Here is a 23385-nt window from a genome sequence, read left to right as displayed (position 1 = left end):
GTCTATTTATTGTTATAAAAATTGAATTCTATAGCCGACTGGTTGTAGACATTAAGTACATCCAGGTAGTTTTGACGAATACCAATCGCCTGACTTAGAAACTGGCTGAGCTCCGCAAACCCTATTTCTCCTGTATTGTAGCTCAGTGTTGCCGCTTTGATAATTTCTTCTGCCTGGCGTAAACCATCGGCTTCATAAAACTGAAGCAACTCCACATTTTTTTGGATGGATGCCTGTGCATTCATTTGCTGCGTGCTAAGTTCTTGCTTTCGCAAAGACAAGGTTTCTTCCTGTACCTGCATTTCCGCGCGTGCGGCACGCACTTTATTTCTATTGGCCGCCAGGCCAAAGATTGGAAAAGCCGCTGTCACCGAAAATCCCGTAAATGGCTCGCGCGCGCCCCACAGGCGTTGGGAAAAGAAACGACCGCTAAAATCAGGCATGTTGGCTTGCTTCTGTAGATCAATATTTTTTTCGGCAATGGCAATGTTTTGCTCTTGGAGGGCGAGCAAGGGATGCGATGCGGATAGCTCAAGGAGACTGACATCGATCTTTTCGAGTGGCACATCCATCGGTAGCATCCACTGGTTAACGTTCATCAATAACATCAACTGCTGCTGCTGGATGACCATTTCTTTCTTATTCTGTTCTACCTGCGCTCGTATTTCACTGGATTTTGCTTGCGCTGCAATTTTGTCCAAGGCAGCAACGTCTCCCGTCCGAAGGCGGAGATCGGTGGCATTAAAAAGCGAGGTATAGATGCTGTCCAACTTGTTGTAAAGACGTTGGCGGTCTTGAAGATACCATAACTGGTAATACGCGGTCCGAACATCGCGTTTGATGCTAGCCTGCAACATCTCTTTGTTCATTTGCGCAAACTTCAATTGTTCTTGCAAGTATCTCCGCCGAGCGGCATACAGTCCTGGCCAAGGCAAATCCTGCGATACGCCAATCTTTAAAATCCCAATATTATCTGAAGGTCGGTAGTCTTCATTTTCGACGAAGAGACCTGTTTTCGGCACATCGTTGGCCGTTTTAACTTGCAACCCTGCCGATGTCACCTCGGCATTATTGATTTTAAATTGCCGATTGTTTTGCATAGCCGTATCGATAGCGCCCGCTATCGTCATGCGCTGCTGTGCCTGAAGGCTGGCTACGGAAAGGCCCAGGATCAGCAATGTTGTTGCTATATTCTTCATACTTCTTCCTTTCGCTTTGTTAAATGTACTATTGAAAATGATATAGAGCAAGGGCAATACGAACAGTGTGAGGAAGGTTGCAGTCACCAAACCACCGATCACTACCGTTGCTAAAGGTTTTTGGACTTCTGCGCCGGCACTCGTGCTGATGGCCATGGGCAAAAAGCCCAGAGATGCGACGGTCGCTGTCATCAATACCGGCCGCAATCGCGTTAACGTACCCTCTTTCACACGTTGGAATAAGTCGGTCATGCCTTCCTTTTCCAACTGGTTGAACGTTCCGATAAGCACGATCCCGTTTAATACCGCAACGCCAAACAATGCAATAAACCCAATGCCGGCACTGATACTAAAAGGCATATCGCGTAGCAGCAATGCAAACACGCCCCCTATGGCGCTCATCGGGATTGCCGTAAATATCAAAATAGCCTGTTTGAAAGAATGGAATGTGAAAAAGAGCAATATGAAGATCAACAATAATGAAATCGGCACGGCGACCATCAACCGCGCACTCGCCTCTTGCAGATTTTCAAACTGCCCACCATAGGTAAAGTAGTAGCCGGATGGCAACTTCACTTTTTGGTTCAGCTGCGTCTGAATATCGCTCACGACGCTCTGCACATCCCTTCCCGCAACGTTAAAGCCGACGACAATTCGACGTTTTCCGGCCTCGCGACTAATCTGCGCTGGCCCCAGTTTATAACTGACATGGGCAATCTGATACAACGGGATTTGTCCGCCTCCGCCGATGGGAACTAAAAGATTGCTAACATCGTCAATGTCGCCCCGGCTCGAACTATCCAAGCGGACTACCAAATCAAAGCGGCGTTCATTTTCGTAAACCTGTCCCGCTGCCTTCCCAGCAAATGCTGTACTGACGATATCATTGACCTGCTGCACGGATAGGCCGTAGTTAGCGATCTTCGTGCGGTCATACGCGATATTGATCTGTGGCAGGCCACTGACCCGTTCGATCTGCGGGGTGGTCGTTCCTGGAACGGCTTGCACCACAAGTCCCACTTCGACAGCCAGATTGGCCAAACTATCCATATTTTCTCCAAAAATTTTAACGGCTACATCTTGCCGTACACCCGTCATCAATTCATTGAAGCGCATCTGTATCGGTTGGTTTTTTTCAAAGAATACCCCGGGTATAATCTCCAGGCGTTCCATAATCGCGTCGGCTAGTTCGTTGTAGCTCCGGCCGGATGTCCATTCCGACTGCGGCTTTAGCACCACCATCATATCGGTGGCTTCCGGCGGCATGGGATCGGTAGGTACTTCTGCGGCACCCGTTTTCCCAACCACCATCTTGACCTCATCGAACTCCTTTATAATGCGGGAAGCCTTCATCGAGGTTTCGATACTTTGGCTGAGTGAGCTGCCTTGCGGCAAAATACAGTGAAAGGCGAAATCCCCCTCCTGCAATTGTGGGATAAATTCACCACCCATACGACTGAACACAAAGATTGACAGACCAAAGATCAGCACGGTAACCGTAACGATGATATATTTAATACGAATTGCCTGCTGCAACAGAGGAGCGTACAGCTTTTGAAGCCTTTCGATAAATCGGTCACTAAAAGTCTTTTTGTGATGTCCTGTTTTGGGAAGAAACAGGGCGCACATCATAGGGATGTAGGTAAGCGACAAAATTAGGGCACCTAAAATAGCGAAACCTACCGTTTTCGCCATCGGCGTAAACATTTTACCCTCCACCCCAACCAATGTCAATATCGGGATATAAACAATAAGGATGATGATTTCGCCAAAGGCAGCACTCGTCCGGATCTTCGACGCAGACTCGAATACTTCTGTGTCCATTTGCTGCTGCGTCAGCCTTTCGGTAGATTTACGAAGGCCTAGATGATGTAGCGTAGCTTCCACAATGATAACAGCGCCATCCACAATAAGCCCAAAATCTATCGCGCCAAGACTCATCAAATTGGCGCTTACACCAAAGACGTTCATCATGCCGAGCGCGAAGAGCAAAGATAATGGTATTGCGGAGGCGACGATCAGTCCGGCGCGCAAGTTTCCTAGAAACAAAACCAGTACAAAGATGACGATCAAGGCGCCTTCTAGCAGATTTTTTTCCACGGTACTGATAGCCCTTCCAACCAGCTCTGTACGGTCTAAATACGGTTCGATCACCACATCATCAGGTAACGATTTCTGTATTGTTGGCAATTTTTCCTTGACACGCTTTACCACTTCGTTACTATTTTCGCCCTTCAACATCATGACCACACCACCTACGGCATCAACTTCCCCGTTGTAGGTCAATGCACCGTAGCGCACCGCACTGCCAAATCGCACATCCGCGACGTCCCTCACATAGACAGGGACGGTGCTGGTCGTTTTCACAGCGATATTTTGGATGTCTTCAATAGACGTTACCAAGCCAATACCGCGGATGAAATAAGCATTTGGTCGCTTGTCAATATAAGCACCACCTGTGTTTTGATTGTTCTGCTCCAGAGCGGTAAAAATCTCCGGAATGCTTACATTCATCGCCTTGAGGCGGTCAGGGTTTACGGCGACTTCATATTGTTTAAGCTCACCGCCAAAACTATTTATTTCTGCAACGCCGGGCGTTCCATACAGTTGTCTAGCAACAATCCAATCCTGCATGGTGCGCAGATCCTTTGCGTTGTACTTGCCTTCGCTGCCCTTTTTGGGGTGTATAATATATTGGTACACCTCCCCAAGACCTGTACTTACAGGTGCCAGCTCCGGTGAACCAATGCCTGCAGGAATAGCTTCGACAGCTTCTTTCAGCTTCTCACCGATAAGCTGCCGCGCAAAATAAATATCTACATCTTCCTCAAAGACAACGGTTATCACGGACAATCCAAATCGGGATATGCTTCGTATTTCGTCGATGCGTGGAACATTCGCAATGCTTTGTTCAATGGGAAAAGTAACCAGCTGTTCTACTTCCTGGCCCGCCAACGTGGGACAAGAGGTAAAGATCTGTACCTGGTTGTTCGTTATATCCGGAACGGCATCTATAGGAAGTTTTGTGGCACTCCAAGCCCCCCAGATGATTAGTAACAAGGTCATTAAACCAATAATAATCTTGTTGTTTATACTAAATCTTATAATCTTATCTAACACAATACATCTTATTAATTGTCAGTATTTAGGCCTTCACTTGGATGAAGACCAACATATTCCGTAGTATGCTGGCGCGATAGATAGCATTGTGCATACCTAGCACAACACAGGTCATTCCATCCACTCCTGAAAAAACTACAAAAACATCGTGAAACCCCACATCGGCAGACTCCAATTGGGCAACAAAACGATTACTAAAATTAGGCGATGTATTTTGGCGGTTGCCAGACTCGGTTTGGGTAATTATCTATGCTGGGAGCATCGATCTCATATTGGACGATAGAAAGCTTAAATACCGGCTTTCTGTCAATGCATGCTTCAAACAAGGGCAAGGATTCGATTTTTACGCTGCAGCAGTGGCAGGAACAAAAGGGAGAACAGCCATCCTGATTGTGATCGTGCTTATCCTCGTTTTGGTTGCCGGCATCTACATCTTGATGGGCCATCGCTGATGCTAAAGGGCGCAACAGATCATCTCCACCATCTCGGCAAGGGAGGGCCGAAAGGACAAGGAAATAGATTGCCAATATGCTTAAAACCAGCTTCATCAATGCAAATGTAAAAAAAGTTTACCATTTCAATTCATTTAATGAGCAAAAAAAAGACTGATAATCGAGAAATATTTGATTGATGGTAACCGAGAAATCGATCATAAAATATGCAACGGTCTTGTTTTTCACGGCTTATACAAGTACTCTACTACAGGCGTAGCTGAGGAATACTCACGTCATGAATAATTTTTCATCTATAGCGCTTTCTACCAGTACCTTCTCCGTGGCGAGTATAATATCGTGATGTTATCTGAAGCATTGTAGGGGTGGAATTTTAATATTTGTAAACTTTTGTTTAATATTACAACTATTTAGTATAGGGTGCCATTGGGCAAGTTGCGTGCGGGTATTAGCGGTTACGTTCTACATAGCGATTGACTCCATGTGCCCCCTTGTCGATGCAAATATTAGCGATGTTTACACGAAAAGAATTTTTAAAGGTTGCTGGCACAGGTGCTATTAGTCTTTTACTGCCGAGCGATGATCTAAGAGCCTGCGCAGTGCAACAAGTTCAGCGCAAGGGGTTGCGTTTTGCTGTAATCAGCGACGTACACGTTGATCTAATGCACGATGGCGAGCGGAGGTTGGCACTTTTTATCAACCAGATACAGCAGGACAAACCAGATTTTATTATCCAACTGGGTGATTTTTGTATGCCCCATGCGCGAAACCAAAGGGCGTTGGATATATGGAATAGCTTTCCTGACAACTATCATGTTCTGGGAAATCATGACACGGACCATGGTTTTACACGCGATCAGGTCATGAAATTTTGGGACATGCCATCACCTTACTATTCATTTGATAAAAATGGTTACCACATTGTTGTTTTGAATGGGAATGAAAAAGTTGCTGGGACGAAACTAGAAGGATACCCAAGAGGCATCGGAAAGGCGCAGTTGGAATGGCTGAAGAAAGATTTGATGGACAGTCGTTACCCCACGGTTATATGTTGTCATCAGGGCTTGGATAATGAAGATGGTGGATTAGAAAACGGGATGGAAGTTCGTTACCTCTTGGAACGGGTAAATGCAAACCCCGCGGCTAAAAAAGTAAGATTGGTGCTATCGGGCCATCATCATCTTAATTACCATAATGAAATAAACGGCATACACTACGTACAGATCAATAGCGCCTCTTACTATTGGGTCGATGACGAGAATTATAAGGGTGAACAATTCGACGATGCTTTTTACCAGACATACACTGCCCTGAAACATACGATGGTTTATGAAGATCCAATTTGGGCGACTGTCGAACTAACCGACAATAAAATTCAAGTATCCGGCAAGGAGACCTCCTTCGTCGGCATGCACGGAAAAGATTTAGATATGGATCGATACAAGAATGTATACCCGATTACGGCGCGTATTGATTCCAGAACGTTGAGGAAGCGAAAAGCGTGATCATGAAGAAAAGCCTTCGCAAAGAGATAAGTAGATAGCTCATCTTCCGCCGTTAAAAGGATTAGTCGTTAGTTGATGTGGATCTCCACGACAGCTGTACACCTGCTCCGACACGTATACCACTGGCGTTGACGCCGTTTAGGCGGGTGTTTAACACTTGTCCGTCGACGCGGTACAACTCGTCACTTCCATTGCGCATGACCAGTTGGCTGTAGCCAGCGTAAAGAAACGGCCTGATGGCGGCATTCAGCCGATAGCCCGCCGTGAGGCTGCTCTCCCAGCCATTGCCTTTCGCGCGATGCACAAAGCTAACCGGCTGCCTAAAATCCTCTTGCAGATTCCAACTCGCCTCCGCAGCATATTGCATAACGCGCGATGCGGCGATGTCATACGATAAATCAAACCTATTCTGGCGGTATCTAATTTCCACGCCCAACAGCGCACCGTTCCATCGGGGTTCGTATGTGCTCCGCAGTTCCCTATCAGGAAGCAACGGTACATCTCCATCCAGCATAAAGAGTGTTTGACGGCGGCCGAAATAGCCAACCTGCGGCCTTACCGAAAAACGGCCGTTAGACCAAACTTGATAAAGTAACGCTAGACGGTAATTCAGGGTATGTCCTTGGTTGGCACGCAAATCAAACCTTGCCGTTTGCCAAGTCCGATCGTCTTCCGCGTAATCTGTATCACTAACCCTCCCCACCGTAATCCGTTGGTACGCCAGTTGGCCTCTGATGGACAGATTAGGAAGCAGTTCGATTCCGGAAGCAATTTCAAAGGCTGGCCCTCGTAGCTCCTCCCAGATTAACTCGGATAATACACTGGGGTTGTTGCCTTGCTCATCGCCCGCAATGTTCCAGTTCAGCTTTTCCTGCGCCCAACCAATACGCGGGGCAACGAAAAAATTCGTCATGCGCTGCTGCGCTGACGCGTTATAAATCAGGAGCGTTAACAACAATACGACAAATCCCTTACACATGTTGGCGTTATATGCTTACGTAAAAGAATCGTGTACCCCGCCTTAGCCAGATACACGATCACATGGTTACTTTGTTTTTTAATTCTTCGGATAAGCCTGAGCGATAAACTGCTTATCTGTATCGGATAATTGGGTATTCCAACCCACACTAAAGCCATTGGTTGTCAAAGCGCTGCTAATGGAGTAGTGCATAATGGACCGGGGATCATATGCGCTAAACTGTGTTTGTGCTCTGGAATACAGGTCGAAAATGTTAACGTCAACTTGAGCTCGACTCCATCTGTTAGGCGGGGCTGCAAAATACGCGTAAACAGCCTCTTTATTCCACGGAATAGCCGCTTCAGGATGTTGCTGCTCGTGAATCATCCCCAAGGCATGACCGAATTCATGCAACGTCGTCGCCCGGAAATCTTCTTCCGAAGTATTATCATTAAACCAACCGAAGTTCATTGTTTCTTGGTCAGGCCTTCTATTCAGAGCATATGTTCCCATCATAGAATAGGAACCAGCCCCCTGTACGAATGTAACCCGAATTTGCGCAGTTCCGCTTTGAACGAAGCGGAAGGTGATGTTGGCGTATTGCGACCATTCGTTGGCATATTGCATTACTTTAGCACGCACCCTCTCTGTTCCTCCATATAGCCGAACAGTAATTACGCTTCCATTAGGCCATTTTGCAGCCCGAAAGATAGCACCTCTGGGATCCGTAACATTTTCGGGGTACATATCTCTACAAATATGGGCACCCTCAAATCCGGCTGGTATCGCGGCCTTTTGTATTTCGAGAATTTCAGGATCCTCCTGCGAAACTTCGCTTTGTAGATTTGTTCCTTTGTTACAGGATGCCAGTGCTGTTGAAATAAAGAGTCCGAGGAGGACCTTTTTTAAGTTTTCCATAGTTTAATTTTTATGTCGTCAATTAATAAAATTTGGTTAGTTTATGATGTGGCCACATCTAAAACCAACAAAACAACTGTTAAACCTATGACATAGAGTCTTATCAAAGATAAAAATATATTTCTTCCAAAAGTAATTTTAAGAAAGAAAATTTGAATTTATAATTTTATTGAAATATTTTACTTTAAAAAAGAGGCTTAATTGCCAAAAAAACTGGTTTTGTTGGTAAAAAAAATAGTTTCCCGATTACTTTCTTTACTATGAGGATCTGTACGTGCTATTTTGCACAGAAGCGATGCACTGCTGATCAGTATTTTGCTCAAGCTTATCTCTCGCCGTACGCTTCAATACGGTACAGTTGCCTAGTGAACGTAGTCCGTCTATGCATGTAAGTAGGTTTTCTACTCTATATAAGGCGCGACATGCTGTTACAAAGGAACGTTCAGTCACCCGTTCAACCTCAGAACCATAAAATTCTGTACACTTCAGCATACCCGTACTGCATACGAGTCATCTATTTCGAGCCGGCAGTAGAAAAAATAAATACCCATTTGGATAAAGTAAATACTTTTTCGATCATCCGCCCTATTCATCATGCAACCGAATTTATCACTGATTAGGCATCATTTCGCCCTGTTATGCGCCTTTGGATAATATACCTAAGCAATAGGTATTTTTTTTAAATCTGGTTTCAGCGGTTGCTATGCCAGTTTTTTCGCATAAAATAGCACCCTTATTGCTTTAAACAGTATATCATTCTTAAACATAAAAACGGAGCGTTATGAACAGTTTACAACTTAACAGACAAATTGAAGACAGCAGATCCATTTTAACAAATTTTGCTTACAAATTCACCAGTGATCCGGATGATGTAGAAGACTTAGTGCAAGAGACCCTTATCAAATCGGTAAAATATGCTGATGAATATACCAACAATCCAAAGTTGCTTTCTTGGTTGTATGTGATCATGAAAAACCTGTACATTAATAACTACCGCAGGAAACAGAAAAGGTCACAATATGAAAATGCGCAGATTGCAGAACTTCGCGATCAAGGTTGTACCGAGCCATTCGCTCGTAACAATGTAGAAGGCAAATTTACAATGGGCGATATCCAGTTCGCGATGAGTAAACTTTCCAGTGAGAATTACGAAATTTTCTCGATGTATGTAGATGGATTTAAATACAAGGAGTTAGCCGAACACTTCGATATGCCAGAAGGAACGATCAAAACACGCATTCACCATTCGAAGAAGATTTTACAAAAACATTTGGCAACGTATAAGAAAAGTGCATAATACCGTTCCAATGAAAAACAACGTGTAAAAACCACCACAACACAACAGGACTTAATGCGGGGCATGTATTGACGTACTGCTCCGCCTATACCGATTCACTATTTCATCCGCCAGGCATCTCGCCAGTTATACGACATCCACGCACGCCTCGCTGCCTCACTACGACAGCCACCCCCCATTGTTAATTTTCCAGAAAAAATCATGCAGTCGCTATCACAAAAACGGCTTCATTTCCTCTTCGATTTGCTTCCGGTGCACCATCAATCTTTTGGCGTACTCTTCTTGCTGCTTTTCTTCTTCCGTAACCGGAATCCATTTGGGAACTAAGGCGGGCTTATTCTCATCATCCATCGCTACGAAAACAATGATGCAATGCGTTTTCTTTTCAAATGCAGGACTTTTCAAGTCACGCGCAAAAACGTCTATTGCGATGTGCATGCTCGTCGACCCGGTATAGATCACATGCGCTTCGACCTTGACGATTTGCCCAATTTTGATGGGCTGATAAAAGCGGATCCCCCCCACATAAACCGTTACGCAATATCGACTGCTCCAAGTACTAGCGCAAGCATAGCCTGCTTGGTCAATCCATTTCATGACACTTCCTCCGTGCACCTTTCCGCCGTAGTTAACGTCAGAAGGCTCAGAGATAAATTGAAATACTAAGGGTGTATTCATAGTTTCTGCGCTGTGTTATCATTTTATACTAGTAACAAGTGCGGAGCCCGAATAGTTTGATGTTTACCATTTCCTGTTTGCTGGAAAATGCAGCAGGATCTTTCTTAATAACTGCCTGGCATGGTAATGAGCTAATAGGTCTTGGAAATGCTATTTCTGATGGTTATTTAGTCGTTTATTACCCGCATCTTTTGCTTCTGCCAGCTTTTCAAGGGAAAGGTATAGGCAAACAAATTATGGTATTATTACAAGAAAAATATAAGGATTTCCATATGCAGATGCTTACTGCTGATGCGGAGTCGATTGGCTTTTACGAAAAGGTAGGCTTTACAAGGGCTGGAAAAACAGCACCTATGTGGATTTATTCCGGCAATGACCATTGATATCAGCCTGTAAGTGAAGGCCGGACATATAAAAATTAATCAATATGGGAAATAGTGAAAGAGGCTGCATGATTTAATCATACAGCCTCTTTCAAAAAATATCGATATTTTATCAGATATCCTACAGTCGTCTTAGCTATTCTGGGCATCTTGCTCCCGGATATAAGCAGGATCTATCGCAAGAGTTACCGCTGAGTCTACATCATGTACGGTACTTTCAGCGCTGTGGCTATGCACTTTTTTTGCGGAAACAAGTGCTGCGGCGTCTACGCTATCAGCCATTAAGGAGTCTGTTGTATACGCAAATGTCGCTGAATCCAAACCGTTAGCAAATAACGAATCCGTATGGTAAGCATAGGCTGCCGAGTCTACACTATCAGCCATCAAAGAGTCTGTTGCATACGCAAACGTAGCCGAATCCAAACCGTTGGCGAATAGTGAATCTGTATGGTAAGCATAGGCTGCCGAGTCTACACTGTCAGTTACAACCGAGTCTGTTGCATACGCGAATGTCGCTGAATCCAAACCGTTAGCAAATAACGAATCCGTATTGTAAGCATAGGCTGCCGAGTCTACGCTATCAGTTAAAACCGAGTCTGTTGCATACGCGAATGCCGCTGAATCTAAGCCGCTGGCGAATAGTGAATCTGTCGCATAAGCAAATGCAGCGGAGTCTACGCTATCTGCCAATAAAGAGTCTGTTGCATACGCAAATGTCGCTGAATCCAAACCGTTAGCAAATAACGAATCCGTATGGTAAGCATAGGCCGCGGAGTCTACACTATCTGCCAATAAAGAGTCCGTCGCATAAGCGAAGGTCGCTGAATCCAGACCATTGGCGAATAGAGAATCCTTATGGTAAGCAAAGGCTGCCGAGTCTACGCTGTCAGCGAATAGCGAGTCTTGCGTGTTAGCGAACATTGCAGAATCTGTAGTCATTGAAAATCTAGCTGTTTTTTGATTGGCAACATTGGAATGGGCTACGAGTGTTGTACCAGCTGCCAGAAGTAGATTGAAGATGATTAATTTTTTCATGATATTTTATATTTAATAAAACCATTAACTATTAACTCTTATTTAACGTAAATGTACAGCGTATAGTTTGTCATTTGTAACATTCTTGTTGTTAAATATTTGTTAAACTTGAAAAAATCACTACTGAAGCACTTTTTAAACCGGTTTTGCTGTATCTTAAAAAAGTTACAATTAACATTTGTTAACATTTAAGCAATGTTAACAGCAATTTTTATGAGCAAGATCGACATAAACAAACCGCGAAAGACTCTCCGTCCACAATCTAGTGATACAGTACAGGAATGGGTGAGGATTGCCAGTATTCCTTCGAGTCCACATCCATGATTGTTAAACGTCCCTTATGCCCTGCTCCTGTATCTACATTCGTGATGTTAAATGCGGTCATTGGTTGGTCGACGCCCCACTTCGTTGTCGATGTATGTCCGATAAAAATTTCGTCAAAAGGTTCCTTACTCCAATGGGGCATGCCCCTACCCTCGCCTTTTTGTGCCCATAGCGTATCCATCCACAGCGAGCGGTCAAAATAGTAGTTATCTTCAGGCTGTCCATAAAAATCCATACCCCGGTCATATCCGGCGTGAATAAACAGCCGGTCTTTTGCATCGATATAATAAAGTTTCTGCCTTTGGAACAACTGCGCATGCGCATAAGGAATACTTGTTGCCCGAAGAGAGGTGCTATAGCCCTCGCGTTCTTCCGTATAAATTCCATTAGGCTGCATATGCCTTAAGTACGATCGAAGCGTTGCGATTCCGCCGAAATTCCACGAACGCGCATGCTGCCCCCGATCAATAAAGCTCTTGAACCAAACGTCGTGATTTCCCTTAATGGCTATTAAATTTTTAATCTTCAGCAACTCTTCGACACATTCAAAGACTTCGTCTTGCCCGTCGGTAATATCGCCTAACTGAATCAGCGTGTCTCGCTCATAATTGAACTGGGATTTTGCTAAACATTGTACCAAGGCTTTGTAGGCTCCGTGTATATCACCCATAACGAAGGTGCGCGCGTCATTTCTATCCATACCTTTACTAAACGTCGATCGGTAAATAGGAGTTTTTCAAATTGTGAAAATTTTACCGGAGGTAGGCTGAACCGGGAAAATAACACCAACTCTTTAAATACAATTTATTGCCGTGGAGAACTTTATGCTCCAAAAAGCGTCTTTAAGGTGTAAAACGTAAGCACAGATGAATTTTGATAACATAGCATTAAGCGATCTCACACAGGATGTGCAGATTCCTAATACAGTGGATGAACAGGTTGAAGAAACCTGGTTCGTAAAATACGGTGAAGAAATTATCGGCGTAGGGCTTTTCCTACCGGACAGCAAGTCTTGCATATTAGCCTTAGTGGGTGACGATGCCGAACAGAAAAAGATAATTGGTTCTTACAGCAGCAGTGATGAGCACGAGGGCCTGGTATTGAAAGGCCTCGAAATTGCCTACGAAGGTTATCTAAGATCCATCAAAGGCGATACCGTCATTGGAAAATTGGATATTAGCGAATAGTTCGGAATCAATATCTTCCAAAAGATGTTGTCTTTTGCGAAAATATGATCTTTTAAAGAGGTGCGATCCTGCACCTCTTTACGTTCTCTCGATCACAAAAGCCTTCAGTGCAAACAATTTGCCCTGTTTCACCTGCCAAACGTCACAATAGTCATATACTGTTCTATTTTTATGGGCATCGGTCAAAGTAATCTTGCCGACGGCCGTTACATAGTCGCCTTCAGCAATCAGTTCATCCACGTCAAAGACGGGCGGCTCGATATACGTTTTTTCCATGTAACTCCGGATCAGATCCTTACCTTCCAATATTTCGTCTCCCACAAACGTCCATATGCTCTCTTCATCGCAGTATGATAGAAACTCCTCGTACCGCCCCGCAGCGACGGCCTCGTTTGCACGAATTAATAGGTCTTTATTTGTTTGCATCGTGTGTATGTTTTTGTTTAAGTGAAAATTCAAAAGTTAAAAGTGAAAAGTTAAAAGTGAAAAGTCAAAAGTTAAAAGTCAAAAGTTAAGATCTTTATGCTAACGTCTAGGTACTATTATCTAAGTACTATTATCTACATACTATTATTAACATACTCACTACCCAATAACAAACCCATCCCACCACCTTTCCGTCCTTGCCAGGACAGGGCTTCCCTTTTTTTTCTAAAAAAAGGAAACAAAAAAATCGTCGCTGAATTTCTGCTGCATCCCTGTTGGGCAGTGCAGAGGCAAATGAGTACATACGCAACAGAAATAAGGCGACATTTTCCGTTAATCATGGAGGGAAGCAATACATGGATAATTTCCCCTTCGCATTACGCAATACTCACTACGCCTCAAAGCCATCTAAGTACTATTATCTAAGTACTATTATCTACATACTAACTACGCACTACCCCTAAATCGTATCTCCCTCTGGTGCAGGACTGACAGATGTCCAGCCGCCGTCTACCACCAAATTTTGACCTGTAATGTGTCGTGCTTCTTCAGAAAGCAGAAAGTTCGTCGCATAGGCTATATCTCGCGGATGGGCAACTTTACCCAATGGTGTCACTTCAGACCATGCTTCTTCGTATTGCTCGTCTTCCAATGTTCTTTCCGTAAAAGTAGCACCTGGAGAAACGCAGTTGATGCGGATATTATAGGGCGATAGTTCGACAACAAGATTTTTAGCGAGCATATTGATTGCAGCTTTTGTCATGGCATACGTACCCAGGTGTTTATTAGCCTGCTCACCGTTTACCGAAGACATCAGCACGATACTTCCTCCATTTTGTTGCTTACGCATTTGTAGCGCCGCTGCCTGCACGAGGAAAAATGTTCCTTTTAAATTGATATCCATCGTCTTTTGGAAATCCTCCTCTTTATAGCTGAAAAAATCCCCCGGAATGGTTACGCCCGTATTCGCTACAGTGAGCGTTAGTCGTCCAAAATTGCTGACAGCTAGGTCGACCATTTCCTGAATGAGCTTTCGATCGGAAGAATCACCAGGCAACCCAACACAACAGCCCGGGATAATCGCATTCAGCTTCGCTACAGCCTCATCATTAGACTCTTGATGATAACTATTAAGTACAACCTTTGCGCCGTTTTCTATCAATAAACGAGCGATCTCAAAGCCTATGCCCTGCCCTGCCCCTGTAACAATGGCCACATGGCCCCAAAGTTTCTTTTCCATATCTCCATTATTTATTCAAAATGAAACATTCTTTTACTTTGCTACGCGTGATAGCTGTTTATCCAATTCCAATGCTGCACTAATCAATCCCAAATGGGTGAATGCCTGTGGGAAGTTGCCCAAATGCTCGCCTTTCTTGCTGATCTGCTCGGCAAAAAGACCAAGGTGGTTTGCATAACCGATCATTTTCGCAAAGTTTTCTACCGCTTCTTCGACGCGCCCTCCTTTCGCTAAACATTCGATATACCAGAACGAGCACATGGTAAACGTTCCTTCTTCACCTTCCAGTCCGTCCAATTCTGCTTCGTGGTTATTATACCGATATACCAATACGTCGAGTCGCAAATCCTTATCTACAGCTTCCATCGTTTTTATCCAGCGTGGTTCTTCTGGCGTGATGAAGTGTAAAAGCGGCATCAAAAGCACACTTCCATCCATCGTGTCTGATACTTTTCCATCTTTTTTAAACTGGCACCATGCCTGCTTATCCTCGTTCCAGAAGTTTTCAAAGATATCTTCATAAATCGCATTACGCGTTTCGATCCATTCTTGTACCGGAAAAGGAAACGAGCGGTGCTCGCCTATTTTAATAGCCCTATCCATCGCTACCCAACACATTAAGCGGGAGTGTAGAAATTCATGCTTCTCGTTTCGTATTTCCCAGATGCCGTGATCAGGCTCTTGCCAACGCTTGATCACGATCTCAATCTCCTTACAGATGATCTGCCAAAGTTCAAACGTGATGGGTTGATGGTATTGGTTGTATATGAATATCGTATCAAGCAGTTCGCCGTAGATATCAAGCTGTAGCTGATTGTTCGCTTCGTTACCGATTCGTATGGGCGATGAACCCTTGTACCCCTCGAAGTGCGATAAAATTTTCTCTTCCATATCCCACTCGCCATCTATTTTATACAGCAAATGAAGATCTCTGTTTTTATCCTGTTCGATGATCCAATGAAGAAATTGCGATGCTTCACTGGCAAAACCAAGCTTTAAGAATGCGTACATGGTGAAGGCCGCATCGCGGATCCAGGTGTATCTATAATCCCAGTTTCGATCGCCACCGAGCTCCTCCGGCAGTCCAAACGTCGCCGCAGCGACTACCGATCCATATTTTACCGAGGTCAGCAATTTTAGCGTGATGGCCGATCGCTGCACGACCTCTTTCCAACGTCCTTGGTAGGTAGATTTGTTTATCCAGTTTCGCCAAAACCCAATGGTATCAAAATAGGTTTGCTTGGTGTAATACGATATATCGTTAAAGTTCGTAGATCCGTTGGATTCCAGCTCTAAAATGACAAAGGCCCGTTCGGATTCTTTAAGCGCAAATTCGGCGTACAAATCGTTGCCATCGATTTGTACATCGAAGCTGGCTTGCAAACGCATATTGTCGTTTTCAGCCTCCGCTGTTTTAAAAATAAAGGTGTTCTCTTGTTGATTGATGGTATGCTTCTCGGTCGCATAACCGAAGCGTGCCTGCAGCTTCATGATGCAGGTAACATCACCGCGAATGGATTTGATTTTTCGAACGATGGAGTTGCAGTGGTGCCCCGGATCATTATGCACCGGCATATAATCGGTGATCTCTACAATACCTTGTTCAGAAAAAAAGCGCGTGATCAAAACGGCCGTTTCTGGAAGGTACAACTGCTTGGTCGTCACATTCTCCATCTGCGGCTCGATTTGGAAAAAGCCCCCACCATCATGATCGAGCATACGCGCGAAAACGCTAGGCGAATCAAAACGTGGACTACATAAAAAATCGATAGAACCATTCATGCCCACTAAGGCGCAGGTTTCCATATTTCCGATGATCCCGTAATCCGCGATCGCTTGGTATCTTTGATCTCCACTCATACAATTAAAAAATAAGCATGTTTTTATTTCACTAATTACAACTGGTTTTTAACCGAGCTGTGCCCGCGCACTTGTTGTAGGCTAGTACAGCACGGTTATATTATTACAAACAGCGCTGCGCTTTAGAAGTTTCGTTTTTTTGGAATTTTCAGAAAAATACATGTTTAAACACAAGGTGAGCAGCACATGATTTACAGCAATTTAGGTTATTGATTTAGTAAATACTGACACCAAATTTGAATCCTCTACGTTAATAGAGGATGCGGGTTTGTTGGGTGGTGCGATCCTGCTACGTAATGAATTATTTGCCAATAAATTGCTCATCACTTAGGGTTTCCAAAAAGACAAGTATCGCAGACTTCTCCTTCTCGCTGAGCGGAATACGGTTGCCATTTGCCTTTAAGAGTGGATCCAAATTTTCTGCGTCCAGCACGCCTTTATCGAAGTAGTCCAAAACATCCCTCAAGGTTGCAAATTGCCCAAAGCTGCCATAGGGCGCGGTATAGGCAATGTTCCTCAACGAGGGTACTCGAAAACGCATGTAGTCGGCTGCCAATCCTGTAACACGAGCACGGCCCGCTTCCTGCGTATCAGAATTGACCGGAAAGCCGACATTTCTAAAACTTTGATCTGAAAAGAGTTCAGTTGCATGGCAACTCGCACATTTCTGTTGAAATATGCGGTAGCCTTCGGCCTCTGCTTCCGTAAATTGTTCGCCTTCCCGCCGCTTTACCCGATCATACTTACTGTTAGCCGAGATCAGTGTATATTCGTATTGTGCTAAACTTCGGTAGATTCTTTCGGGGGTAATTTCATTATCGCCAAAAGCTTTACGAAATAATTCCCGGTATGTGGGTACCTGCTCCAACTTACCAATGACTTCCAAAATTGAGGACGCCATCTCTTCATGGGTAATGATGGGTACCAAAGGCTGTTTTTCCAACTCGAGGATATTTCCATCCCAATTGTAAAACTGCATAAAGGCCATATTTTGTATGGGGGGCGTGTTCCGCAGTCCGACACGATTACCGATTCCTATTGCTTTGGCCTTGTCGTCGGCAAATGCACGCGATGGGTTGTGGCAGCTCGCGCAGGAGATCGTATTGTCGCCGCTGAATTTGGGTTCGTTGAATAAGCGCTCGCCTAATACTACCCCATATTGCGTGGGCTTATTCGCATAAAATGCGTTGTTCAATGCTGGGAAATCTGTGGGCTGTTCAAAAGCAAGCTCCAGGTTCTCGAAACGAAAGCCTTCGTCGTCCTCTTGTTTTTCACAGCCACAAAGCAAGAATATGAAGGCCATGATACCGACGCTATTTTTTAAGCTTGATTTCATCGTGATACAGGTTAAGAAAACGAGCTTATCTAAAAGATAGTGGGTATGGAAGATCACGTCATTCTAGACAAGCTCGTCATCTGTTATTAATTATCTACCTTGCTAACCGAAAAGATTCCAGAAAGATCGTTAACGCCATTTCCGCCTAAATTATCCACAAATTTTAGCATCTGTACGGCCGTATGTATGTTTGGTGTGGCATTATCATTTGACGTGCTGCCGGTGGACAAGGTGATCGTATTCGTTTTTCCGCTTAATAGCTTGTCAAAATCAGCTTTAATCGTAATTCGAGGTGCCCTTGCCCCCACCTGTGCAGGCGTCGTTAAATCCAAGGTAATCTCGCGGTAGGCATCCACCCCTTGCGTATAATTGCCTTCAGGGCCTGCCACGGTACTGCCCGTATGAATGGAAAGGGGCTTGTTATCCGTATCATAGAAGCCTTCTATTTTTGTGAAGCGGTATCCTGTTCCCCACTCCCACATCATCTTGGTATCATTGGCCCCGGCCGTGTTATAGAATGTCGGGAAGCGCAGCTGATCCAGTGTATTTAAATCCGTTTTTACACCCAAACCAAATTTCAGCTGTTTATATGCAGCAGCTGGCACATTGCTCAGCACGTAAAACAGGGAAGCTGGCTTTGCCTGATCGATAACCGTGGCTCCTTTATCCAGATCATTGATGTGGTAAGGAACCTCCATCCCATCCGCTTTGACTAAACGGATGTTACTTAGTACATATTTCAGCTCGGAGAAGTGGTGAACCTGCCCATTGGCGGATGTATTTTTTGTGGCTGATCCGGCATTCGCATCACCCAAAACAATGGTCTGCTCTTTGAACGTATTTTGGAACTGCAATTCCAAGTTGTTGGCAACGCTACCCTCATCATTTTTGTTACAGGCTACTAGTGCTAGGGTGCACAAGGATAAGACAAGACAGTTTTTTAAATTTTTCATCGTGTGTGTGTTTGAAGTTGTATGATTATAGTTTTTTATAAGTAGTATCAGAATAAAGCATAGTTTTTCACTTAGAAATTGACCTTCAACGAGGTGAATATATTGCGCCCCATTCGTGGGATGTTTCCCCAATCCGCATAGGTACTGTAATAGGTATTCCCTATATTCTCTACGCCTACCTGAATGGTCGCTGTACAGGGCTTAAAAGCAAACCGATAATCTGCAGAGACATTCCATATGGTATAGGCCGCTGTGCGGTCTTCGCCAAACTCAGGGCTGAAATGTGCCTGTGCAAAATCTCTGTTTAGGGATGTTTGTATACCTAATTTTTTCCGCGAATAATGCAGCGCAGTTTGGTAACTCAATGGGCGTATAAACGGCAGGTTCCCACCGCGGTCGTCCTGCCCCCGGGCATAGGTTAGCAACGCGTTCCAATGCACGTTATGCGACAGATGGTAATCGCCCTTTATGGATACATTGAATAGTGTGGCATAATCTAGGGAGGTATAGCCTTTTACCCCCACGGATTGGTAATTCATCGGGCTACCCAAACTCAAAATCCGGCCGATGATATACTGATCGATATGAAAATAGTTAGCCTTTACATCGATCCCAAACTTTTCCTTTCGATAACCTACACTGGCATTCACCTCATAGGACACTTCGTTATTCAAGTCTGGGTTACCGATATAGTCATAGCGGTCGAAGCTGTTGTAGATATAATAGCCGTACCCCTCAGAGACGGATGGCGCGCGATGCCCATACCCTGTTCCGGCAGAAAAGTGGATATGGTTAAGCTGCAGCTGGTAGCTGGCATGGATACTGGGCAACGCACGCGTCTTCTCTTGCGGTGCGCCCGGATGAAAGATCCTGTTAAATTCGACATATTTTGATCGATTATAATGTAGGCCTAACGATCCACCCAGGTTGACCTGGCTCTTATCGGACAGCGCCCAATTATTATCGAGCGACAGACCAGCATAGCGTGTGGTCACCCAAGGCCAGCTGTAGGCAAACATCGTTCGGTTACTGCGGTCTTGCGGGTACATCCGCATTTCCGCGATCGATACATTGTCGTAGATATTGAGCTGCACTTCTGAAGAATAGCGTCCGCGTTGGAGCTGCAAATTACTCAGCAAACCGTACGTTGTGCTCCAGCCGGGCATGTCCATATGCACGAGGTTTTCCGGGCGTGTGGTATCATCCATGTAATGCTCCACCGCATTGTAGTATACTTTAGAATCCCAGGCTTTCACAATACCGTCGTCAAAAAGTTGTTTGTATGCCGCTGAGGTAATTAAGGCGCGGGAAAGCCATAGATCCATCGGTAGCGCCGGAAATCCGACGTCTTTGGCTTGGTCAAAAATGGCGTCCACTCTTACCGAGGATAGCCGCCCTGTTTTATAGGCCATACCTACGGCGCTGTTAAGCTTAGTATATTGGGAATGACGCACCTCATTGCCGAGGCCGTCGCTGTAATTCCCGGCCTTCCGAAAGGAAGCGCTTCCATCAAACACAAATCGCTGATCGGCAAACGACACATTTCCTAGGTTAAAAACCTGCTTGTTGTTAAACTCAAATCCGGTTTGATAGGCTCCAGACCAAGTCGGTCGCTCGGCAAAGGCCGTATTTCTGCGCTTCAGGTCAATACTGCCACCTACTGTTGCCCCATGCATATTTCCGGACTGTCCGGATGCGATGTCGACGGTAGCGAGGTTATTGACTTCCAAATAAGAAGTAATCGGATCCATTTTGTCTGTACAGGCACCGAAAATGTGCATACCATCAATCGTTAAGTTTGATCGTTCCATGCCCATGTTATTAAGCAAAGGCTCCCAAGCATATGCACCACGTTTGATAAAACTAATGCTTTCCGAGGACGCTAAAAATTCGTCTACGGAAACCGATATTTTCATATCCGTTTCCATCTTTTTTTTAGCCTTGCCCCGTACGGTCACGGCTTCTATATGCGTGGTACTGTCGGTCTGCGCAACAGCTTTGATGCAAATCAACAGCAAAAGCGAACTGAGCGTTAATCTTTTCATCAGCATTAGAATAGGATATCGATATGCAACGCACTCTTCACGCCTACTACGCCCGGTGTGAAATCGCCCGGCACCACCGTACCTTTTATGATTTGCCCCTTATCGTTCAGCATAATGAAGTTCAGCGTCCAGTTGCCGGTCATGGTATAGTTCACAATGCCGCGATACAGCCCATTGGCCTGTTGCAGCAGGTCTTTATTATTGGGCGAAGAATGATTGCCCATCGACGGTTCCGGCATTCTCGGATCCAATTGTAAGGTGTAACCATTTACAGGCGTGTAGGCAAATTCCAGCCGATTCGCAGAAGCGGCATTCGGCTCGTTGTACTTGTAGATGCCCGCCAGAAGTTCGTTTTCCGAAACCGTAGGTTTCTGCGGACCGACAAGCGCTATTACGTATTGCGCGTTGTCGTTGCCCACGAAACTCGTCATGCTTAAATTTTTATTTACTTGGGGCCGTACCGTGATGGCTTGACGTGCCGTCGATGTTTTGCCAGCTACCGTAAGGCTGATCTGCAGTTCCCATACATGCACGTTTTCCGATGTTTCCGTAAACACTGCATAGCCTGAAAAATAGTCCTGTTCCGCATGGTAAAGTAAGGTATGCTGATGCGGACAGGTGTTTTCCCTGCCATCGGAAGCCATGTTGATGGGCAGGAAAGTTACTGCGGAAATATCGTGTTCCACACTGCCCGAAGCGTTCGTGACCTGCAGACGAACCTCATTATATCCTTTGTAAAATGTTCCGTTTAGGGCTTCCACACGAATGTTGTAACCTTCGCTACTGATGGTTACCGCCTCTTGAAACTCGACATGTTCAATAACACTGTCGTCCAGTTCGGCTTCGTAGTCTGTTTTATCTTTTGTGCAGGAAGCGATAGCTAAGCATATCGCTAGCATGCAACATAGGGTTCCTTTCATGGTAGAAAAAATACGTCGTAGAAAATAGTTTACGTTGCAGCGGAAGCTTAAAACCGATTTGAACAGATACCGATGTAGCCGTTTTGCCAAGTATGGTGTAAAAACAGGTAGCCGCGCAAAGGCGTGCATACGTCAATTACTTTAATAAAATGGTATACAGAAAGTGCTAAATCGTGCTTCCGAAGAGGGCTTTAGGCCGCAATGGGCGGACGGAAGAGAAAGGTATTAGGGGTAAATACATAGGAAGACAATCCATGCGTAAAGTAAGGCGTTGACAAGAACGTTTCCCGATTTTCGGAAGTAAAATCAACAGCATCGTTGTGCAGATAAAGAGCACTATATTCGAAAACAAGAAGGTTTTTCTGCGCCTGTTTCTTCTCCCCGTCTTTGATTTTTTTCATCAGTGCACATTGGCCATCACAATGGAGTTGTGGTTTATCGAGATTGATACATTTGGCTAGATAGTCGGGCAAATGCAGCTGATAATCTATCGTCATGACAATGCGGTAGAAGGACTGCAAAGTCAGTGCGGCTAATAGAAAATATGTGAAAACTGCCCTCAAATCTGTTTAGTTGATTAAACAATGATGGCCAAATATACGTAAAGCACACCCTATTTGTAAAAAAAAATGAACTTTCTATCAGAAATCCTTCCACTCAGCATTAAAGTCGTCGTTATCTATGCTATTCATATCCCGCTTCATGGCACCTATGAAACATTTCGCGCCTTATCGCTGACATCCCAGTATGTCGAAATCGATCTACAAAATTTAATTTAAACAAAATATAATCTAAATAGATAGATGTGATTTTGCAAATACTGTTTACCTTACGCAATATATTATTGTTTTCGTATCATCGAAGTTAATATGTACGGAGACACCGAAACGTGATCGTGTTTACATCTTTCAAAAATTAAATATGAAACGGAATTATATCCATCTAATGGCTGCCTTCCTGCTTTGCTCGGCCTGCGTAGGTAAGAGTGAGAAACATGACAGGTCAAAAGCGCAAACAGACTCCACTTCGCCCACTACTATTCTCGTTGTTCCGGATTCGACTTTACAAAGTGTTCGCAGCTTTTTACAAAAAGAGCTGGAGGTCGACTTAGCTATTATGGAGAAGGATGACCGGAATTTCAGCTTCTATGCGGTTGACCTGAATGCTGATGGCAAAGCCGAATACCTTGTTAAACCGGAAAGCCGTTATTTCTGCGGCACCGGTGGATGCACTTTTTTTCTGCTCAACAGTGATTATTCGCTAAACACTAAATTTACGGTCACTACGCCCCCATTTTATGTTGTCCCGCGCAAAACCAATGGTTGGCATGACCTTGCATTGGAGGGCGACCTTGATCAAGCCGGAAAGCCCCGAAACTACATTTACCTGAGCTATCAAACAGAATTAAAGAGCTATCCGGGTAATCCATCCTTAATCAGCAAAAGTGGTACAGCCCCAGGCTCGATCCTCAACACGTATTGGCCAACAGGCCAGCAAGTAACCACGCACAGCTTTTAATGAGCTATGCGTGGTTAGCCACTGTGCCGAT

At 44.6% G+C, this 23385-nt stretch carries 21 protein-coding genes; 6 read left to right on the top strand and 15 right to left on the bottom strand.

What is annotated here, in order from left to right:
* Positions 1-2 precede the first annotated feature (2 nt).
* Both B0I21_RS10670 and B0I21_RS10665 read right to left on the bottom strand, forming a co-directional pair.
* Positions 3-4265, bottom strand: a complete 4263-nt coding sequence (locus B0I21_RS10670; RefSeq protein ID WP_243836039.1) for a CusA/CzcA family heavy metal efflux RND transporter — start codon at positions 4263-4265, stop codon at positions 3-5.
* A 254-nt stretch (positions 4266-4519) separates the two neighbouring features.
* Positions 4520-4867 (bottom strand): DUF6660 family protein, encoded by a 348-nt coding sequence (locus tag B0I21_RS10665; RefSeq protein WP_133640467.1) that lies wholly within the window; start codon positions 4865-4867, stop codon positions 4520-4522.
* Positions 4868-5283: 416 nt separating this feature from the next.
* On the opposite strand from B0I21_RS10665, the gene B0I21_RS10660 reads away from it, so the two are divergent.
* Positions 5284-6276, top strand: coding sequence for a metallophosphoesterase family protein (locus tag B0I21_RS10660; RefSeq protein WP_133640466.1), 993 nt, complete (start codon positions 5284-5286; stop codon positions 6274-6276).
* A gap of 61 nt (positions 6277-6337) precedes the next feature.
* Here B0I21_RS10660 and B0I21_RS10655 read toward each other — a convergent pair whose 3' ends face one another.
* On the bottom strand, positions 6338-7255 hold the full coding sequence (locus B0I21_RS10655) for an omptin family outer membrane protease (protein ID WP_133640465.1): 918 nt from the start codon (positions 7253-7255) through the stop codon (positions 6338-6340).
* A 78-nt stretch (positions 7256-7333) separates the two neighbouring features.
* The gene (locus tag B0I21_RS10650; protein WP_133640464.1) at positions 7334-8152 is read right to left on the bottom strand and encodes a M12 family metallopeptidase; all 819 of its coding nucleotides are present in this window, start codon (positions 8150-8152) and stop codon (positions 7334-7336) included.
* Positions 8153-8933: 781 nt separating this feature from the next.
* On the opposite strand from B0I21_RS10650, the gene B0I21_RS10645 reads away from it, so the two are divergent.
* A complete protein-coding gene (locus B0I21_RS10645; protein ID WP_133640463.1) occupies positions 8934-9449 on the top strand; it encodes an RNA polymerase sigma factor in 516 nt (171 codons plus the stop codon).
* A 213-nt stretch (positions 9450-9662) separates the two neighbouring features.
* Here B0I21_RS10645 and B0I21_RS10640 read toward each other — a convergent pair whose 3' ends face one another.
* Complete coding sequence (locus B0I21_RS10640; protein ID WP_133640462.1) at positions 9663-10127, bottom strand: acyl-CoA thioesterase; 465 nt, start codon at positions 10125-10127, stop codon at positions 9663-9665.
* A 59-nt stretch (positions 10128-10186) separates the two neighbouring features.
* On the opposite strand from B0I21_RS10640, the gene B0I21_RS10635 reads away from it, so the two are divergent.
* A complete protein-coding gene (locus B0I21_RS10635) occupies positions 10187-10510 on the top strand; it encodes a GNAT family N-acetyltransferase (protein WP_133640461.1) in 324 nt (107 codons plus the stop codon).
* Between the two features lie 132 nt (positions 10511-10642).
* On the opposite strand, the gene B0I21_RS10630 is transcribed toward B0I21_RS10635, so the two are convergent.
* Complete coding sequence (locus tag B0I21_RS10630) at positions 10643-11545, bottom strand: hypothetical protein (RefSeq protein ID WP_133640460.1); 903 nt, start codon at positions 11543-11545, stop codon at positions 10643-10645.
* Positions 11546-11807: 262 nt separating this feature from the next.
* Positions 11808-12569, bottom strand: coding sequence for a metallophosphoesterase (locus B0I21_RS10625; RefSeq protein WP_133640459.1), 762 nt, complete (start codon positions 12567-12569; stop codon positions 11808-11810).
* A 166-nt stretch (positions 12570-12735) separates the two neighbouring features.
* Here B0I21_RS10625 and B0I21_RS10620 point away from each other — a divergent pair, with 166 nt between their 5' ends.
* The gene (locus B0I21_RS10620) at positions 12736-13056 is read left to right on the top strand and encodes a hypothetical protein (protein ID WP_133640458.1); all 321 of its coding nucleotides are present in this window, start codon (positions 12736-12738) and stop codon (positions 13054-13056) included.
* A gap of 78 nt (positions 13057-13134) precedes the next feature.
* Here B0I21_RS10620 and B0I21_RS10615 read toward each other — a convergent pair whose 3' ends face one another.
* From B0I21_RS10615 to B0I21_RS10580, 8 genes are all read right to left on the bottom strand, one after another.
* On the bottom strand, positions 13135-13482 hold the full coding sequence (locus B0I21_RS10615; protein ID WP_133640457.1) for a nuclear transport factor 2 family protein: 348 nt from the start codon (positions 13480-13482) through the stop codon (positions 13135-13137).
* Positions 13483-13942: 460 nt separating this feature from the next.
* On the bottom strand, positions 13943-14722 hold the full coding sequence (locus B0I21_RS10610; protein WP_133640456.1) for an SDR family NAD(P)-dependent oxidoreductase: 780 nt from the start codon (positions 14720-14722) through the stop codon (positions 13943-13945).
* 33 nt (positions 14723-14755) lie between these two features.
* Positions 14756-16582, bottom strand: a complete 1827-nt coding sequence (locus B0I21_RS10605) for a glycoside hydrolase family 15 protein (RefSeq protein ID WP_133640455.1) — start codon at positions 16580-16582, stop codon at positions 14756-14758.
* A gap of 301 nt (positions 16583-16883) precedes the next feature.
* Entirely contained in the window at positions 16884-17918 is a 1035-nt protein-coding gene (locus tag B0I21_RS10600) for a cytochrome-c peroxidase (RefSeq protein ID WP_243836037.1), read from the bottom strand.
* Positions 17919-18004: 86 nt separating this feature from the next.
* The gene (locus B0I21_RS10595; protein ID WP_133640454.1) at positions 18005-18871 is read right to left on the bottom strand and encodes an MbnP family protein; all 867 of its coding nucleotides are present in this window, start codon (positions 18869-18871) and stop codon (positions 18005-18007) included.
* Positions 18872-18942: 71 nt separating this feature from the next.
* On the bottom strand, positions 18943-20916 hold the full coding sequence (locus tag B0I21_RS10590; RefSeq protein WP_133640453.1) for a TonB-dependent receptor plug domain-containing protein: 1974 nt from the start codon (positions 20914-20916) through the stop codon (positions 18943-18945).
* A 5-nt stretch (positions 20917-20921) separates the two neighbouring features.
* Positions 20922-21815, bottom strand: a complete 894-nt coding sequence (locus B0I21_RS10585) for a hypothetical protein (RefSeq protein ID WP_133640452.1) — start codon at positions 21813-21815, stop codon at positions 20922-20924.
* A 212-nt stretch (positions 21816-22027) separates the two neighbouring features.
* Positions 22028-22333, bottom strand: coding sequence for a hypothetical protein (locus tag B0I21_RS10580; protein WP_133640451.1), 306 nt, complete (start codon positions 22331-22333; stop codon positions 22028-22030).
* Between the two features lie 132 nt (positions 22334-22465).
* Between B0I21_RS10580 and B0I21_RS20135 the strand changes: the two genes are divergently transcribed.
* Together B0I21_RS20135 and B0I21_RS10575 are read left to right on the top strand one after the other, a co-directional pair.
* Complete coding sequence (locus B0I21_RS20135; RefSeq protein WP_166637834.1) at positions 22466-22615, top strand: hypothetical protein; 150 nt, start codon at positions 22466-22468, stop codon at positions 22613-22615.
* A gap of 142 nt (positions 22616-22757) precedes the next feature.
* On the top strand, positions 22758-23354 hold the full coding sequence (locus tag B0I21_RS10575) for a hypothetical protein (protein ID WP_133640450.1): 597 nt from the start codon (positions 22758-22760) through the stop codon (positions 23352-23354).
* Positions 23355-23385 lie beyond the last annotated feature (31 nt).

The organism is Sphingobacterium paludis, from assembly GCF_004364125.1.
Classification (GTDB): domain Bacteria; phylum Bacteroidota; class Bacteroidia; order Sphingobacteriales; family Sphingobacteriaceae; genus Sphingobacterium; species Sphingobacterium paludis.
This window is presented reverse-complemented; position numbering and strand designations above follow the sequence as displayed.

Bases quoted from the DNA above. Each gene is read 5' to 3' on its own strand.
- B0I21_RS10670 (WP_243836039.1), bottom strand. From the start codon at position 4,265: ATGACCTTGTTACTAATCATCTGGGGGGCTTGGAGTGCCACAAAACTT.
- B0I21_RS10665 (WP_133640467.1), bottom strand. From the start codon at position 4,867: ATGAAGCTGGTTTTAAGCATATTGGCAATCTATTTCCTTGTCCTTTCG.
- B0I21_RS10660 (WP_133640466.1), top strand. From the start codon at position 5,284: ATGTTTACACGAAAAGAATTTTTAAAGGTTGCTGGCACAGGTGCTATT.
- B0I21_RS10655 (WP_133640465.1), bottom strand. From the start codon at position 7,255: ATGTGTAAGGGATTTGTCGTATTGTTGTTAACGCTCCTGATTTATAAC.
- B0I21_RS10650 (WP_133640464.1), bottom strand. From the start codon at position 8,152: ATGGAAAACTTAAAAAAGGTCCTCCTCGGACTCTTTATTTCAACAGCA.
- B0I21_RS10645 (WP_133640463.1), top strand. From the start codon at position 8,934: ATGAACAGTTTACAACTTAACAGACAAATTGAAGACAGCAGATCCATT.
- B0I21_RS10640 (WP_133640462.1), bottom strand. From the start codon at position 10,127: ATGAATACACCCTTAGTATTTCAATTTATCTCTGAGCCTTCTGACGTT.
- B0I21_RS10635 (WP_133640461.1), top strand. From the start codon at position 10,187: ATGTTTACCATTTCCTGTTTGCTGGAAAATGCAGCAGGATCTTTCTTA.
- B0I21_RS10630 (WP_133640460.1), bottom strand. From the start codon at position 11,545: ATGAAAAAATTAATCATCTTCAATCTACTTCTGGCAGCTGGTACAACA.
- B0I21_RS10625 (WP_133640459.1), bottom strand. From the start codon at position 12,569: ATGGATAGAAATGACGCGCGCACCTTCGTTATGGGTGATATACACGGA.
- B0I21_RS10620 (WP_133640458.1), top strand. From the start codon at position 12,736: ATGAATTTTGATAACATAGCATTAAGCGATCTCACACAGGATGTGCAG.
- B0I21_RS10615 (WP_133640457.1), bottom strand. From the start codon at position 13,482: ATGCAAACAAATAAAGACCTATTAATTCGTGCAAACGAGGCCGTCGCT.
- B0I21_RS10610 (WP_133640456.1), bottom strand. From the start codon at position 14,722: ATGGAAAAGAAACTTTGGGGCCATGTGGCCATTGTTACAGGGGCAGGG.
- B0I21_RS10605 (WP_133640455.1), bottom strand. From the start codon at position 16,582: ATGAGTGGAGATCAAAGATACCAAGCGATCGCGGATTACGGGATCATC.
- B0I21_RS10600 (WP_243836037.1), bottom strand. From the start codon at position 17,918: ATGAAATCAAGCTTAAAAAATAGCGTCGGTATCATGGCCTTCATATTC.
- B0I21_RS10595 (WP_133640454.1), bottom strand. From the start codon at position 18,871: ATGAAAAATTTAAAAAACTGTCTTGTCTTATCCTTGTGCACCCTAGCA.
- B0I21_RS10590 (WP_133640453.1), bottom strand. From the start codon at position 20,916: ATGAAAAGATTAACGCTCAGTTCGCTTTTGCTGTTGATTTGCATCAAA.
- B0I21_RS10585 (WP_133640452.1), bottom strand. From the start codon at position 21,815: ATGCTAGCGATATGCTTAGCTATCGCTTCCTGCACAAAAGATAAAACA.
- B0I21_RS10580 (WP_133640451.1), bottom strand. From the start codon at position 22,333: ATGACGATAGATTATCAGCTGCATTTGCCCGACTATCTAGCCAAATGT.
- B0I21_RS20135 (WP_166637834.1), top strand. From the start codon at position 22,466: ATGAACTTTCTATCAGAAATCCTTCCACTCAGCATTAAAGTCGTCGTT.
- B0I21_RS10575 (WP_133640450.1), top strand. From the start codon at position 22,758: ATGAAACGGAATTATATCCATCTAATGGCTGCCTTCCTGCTTTGCTCG.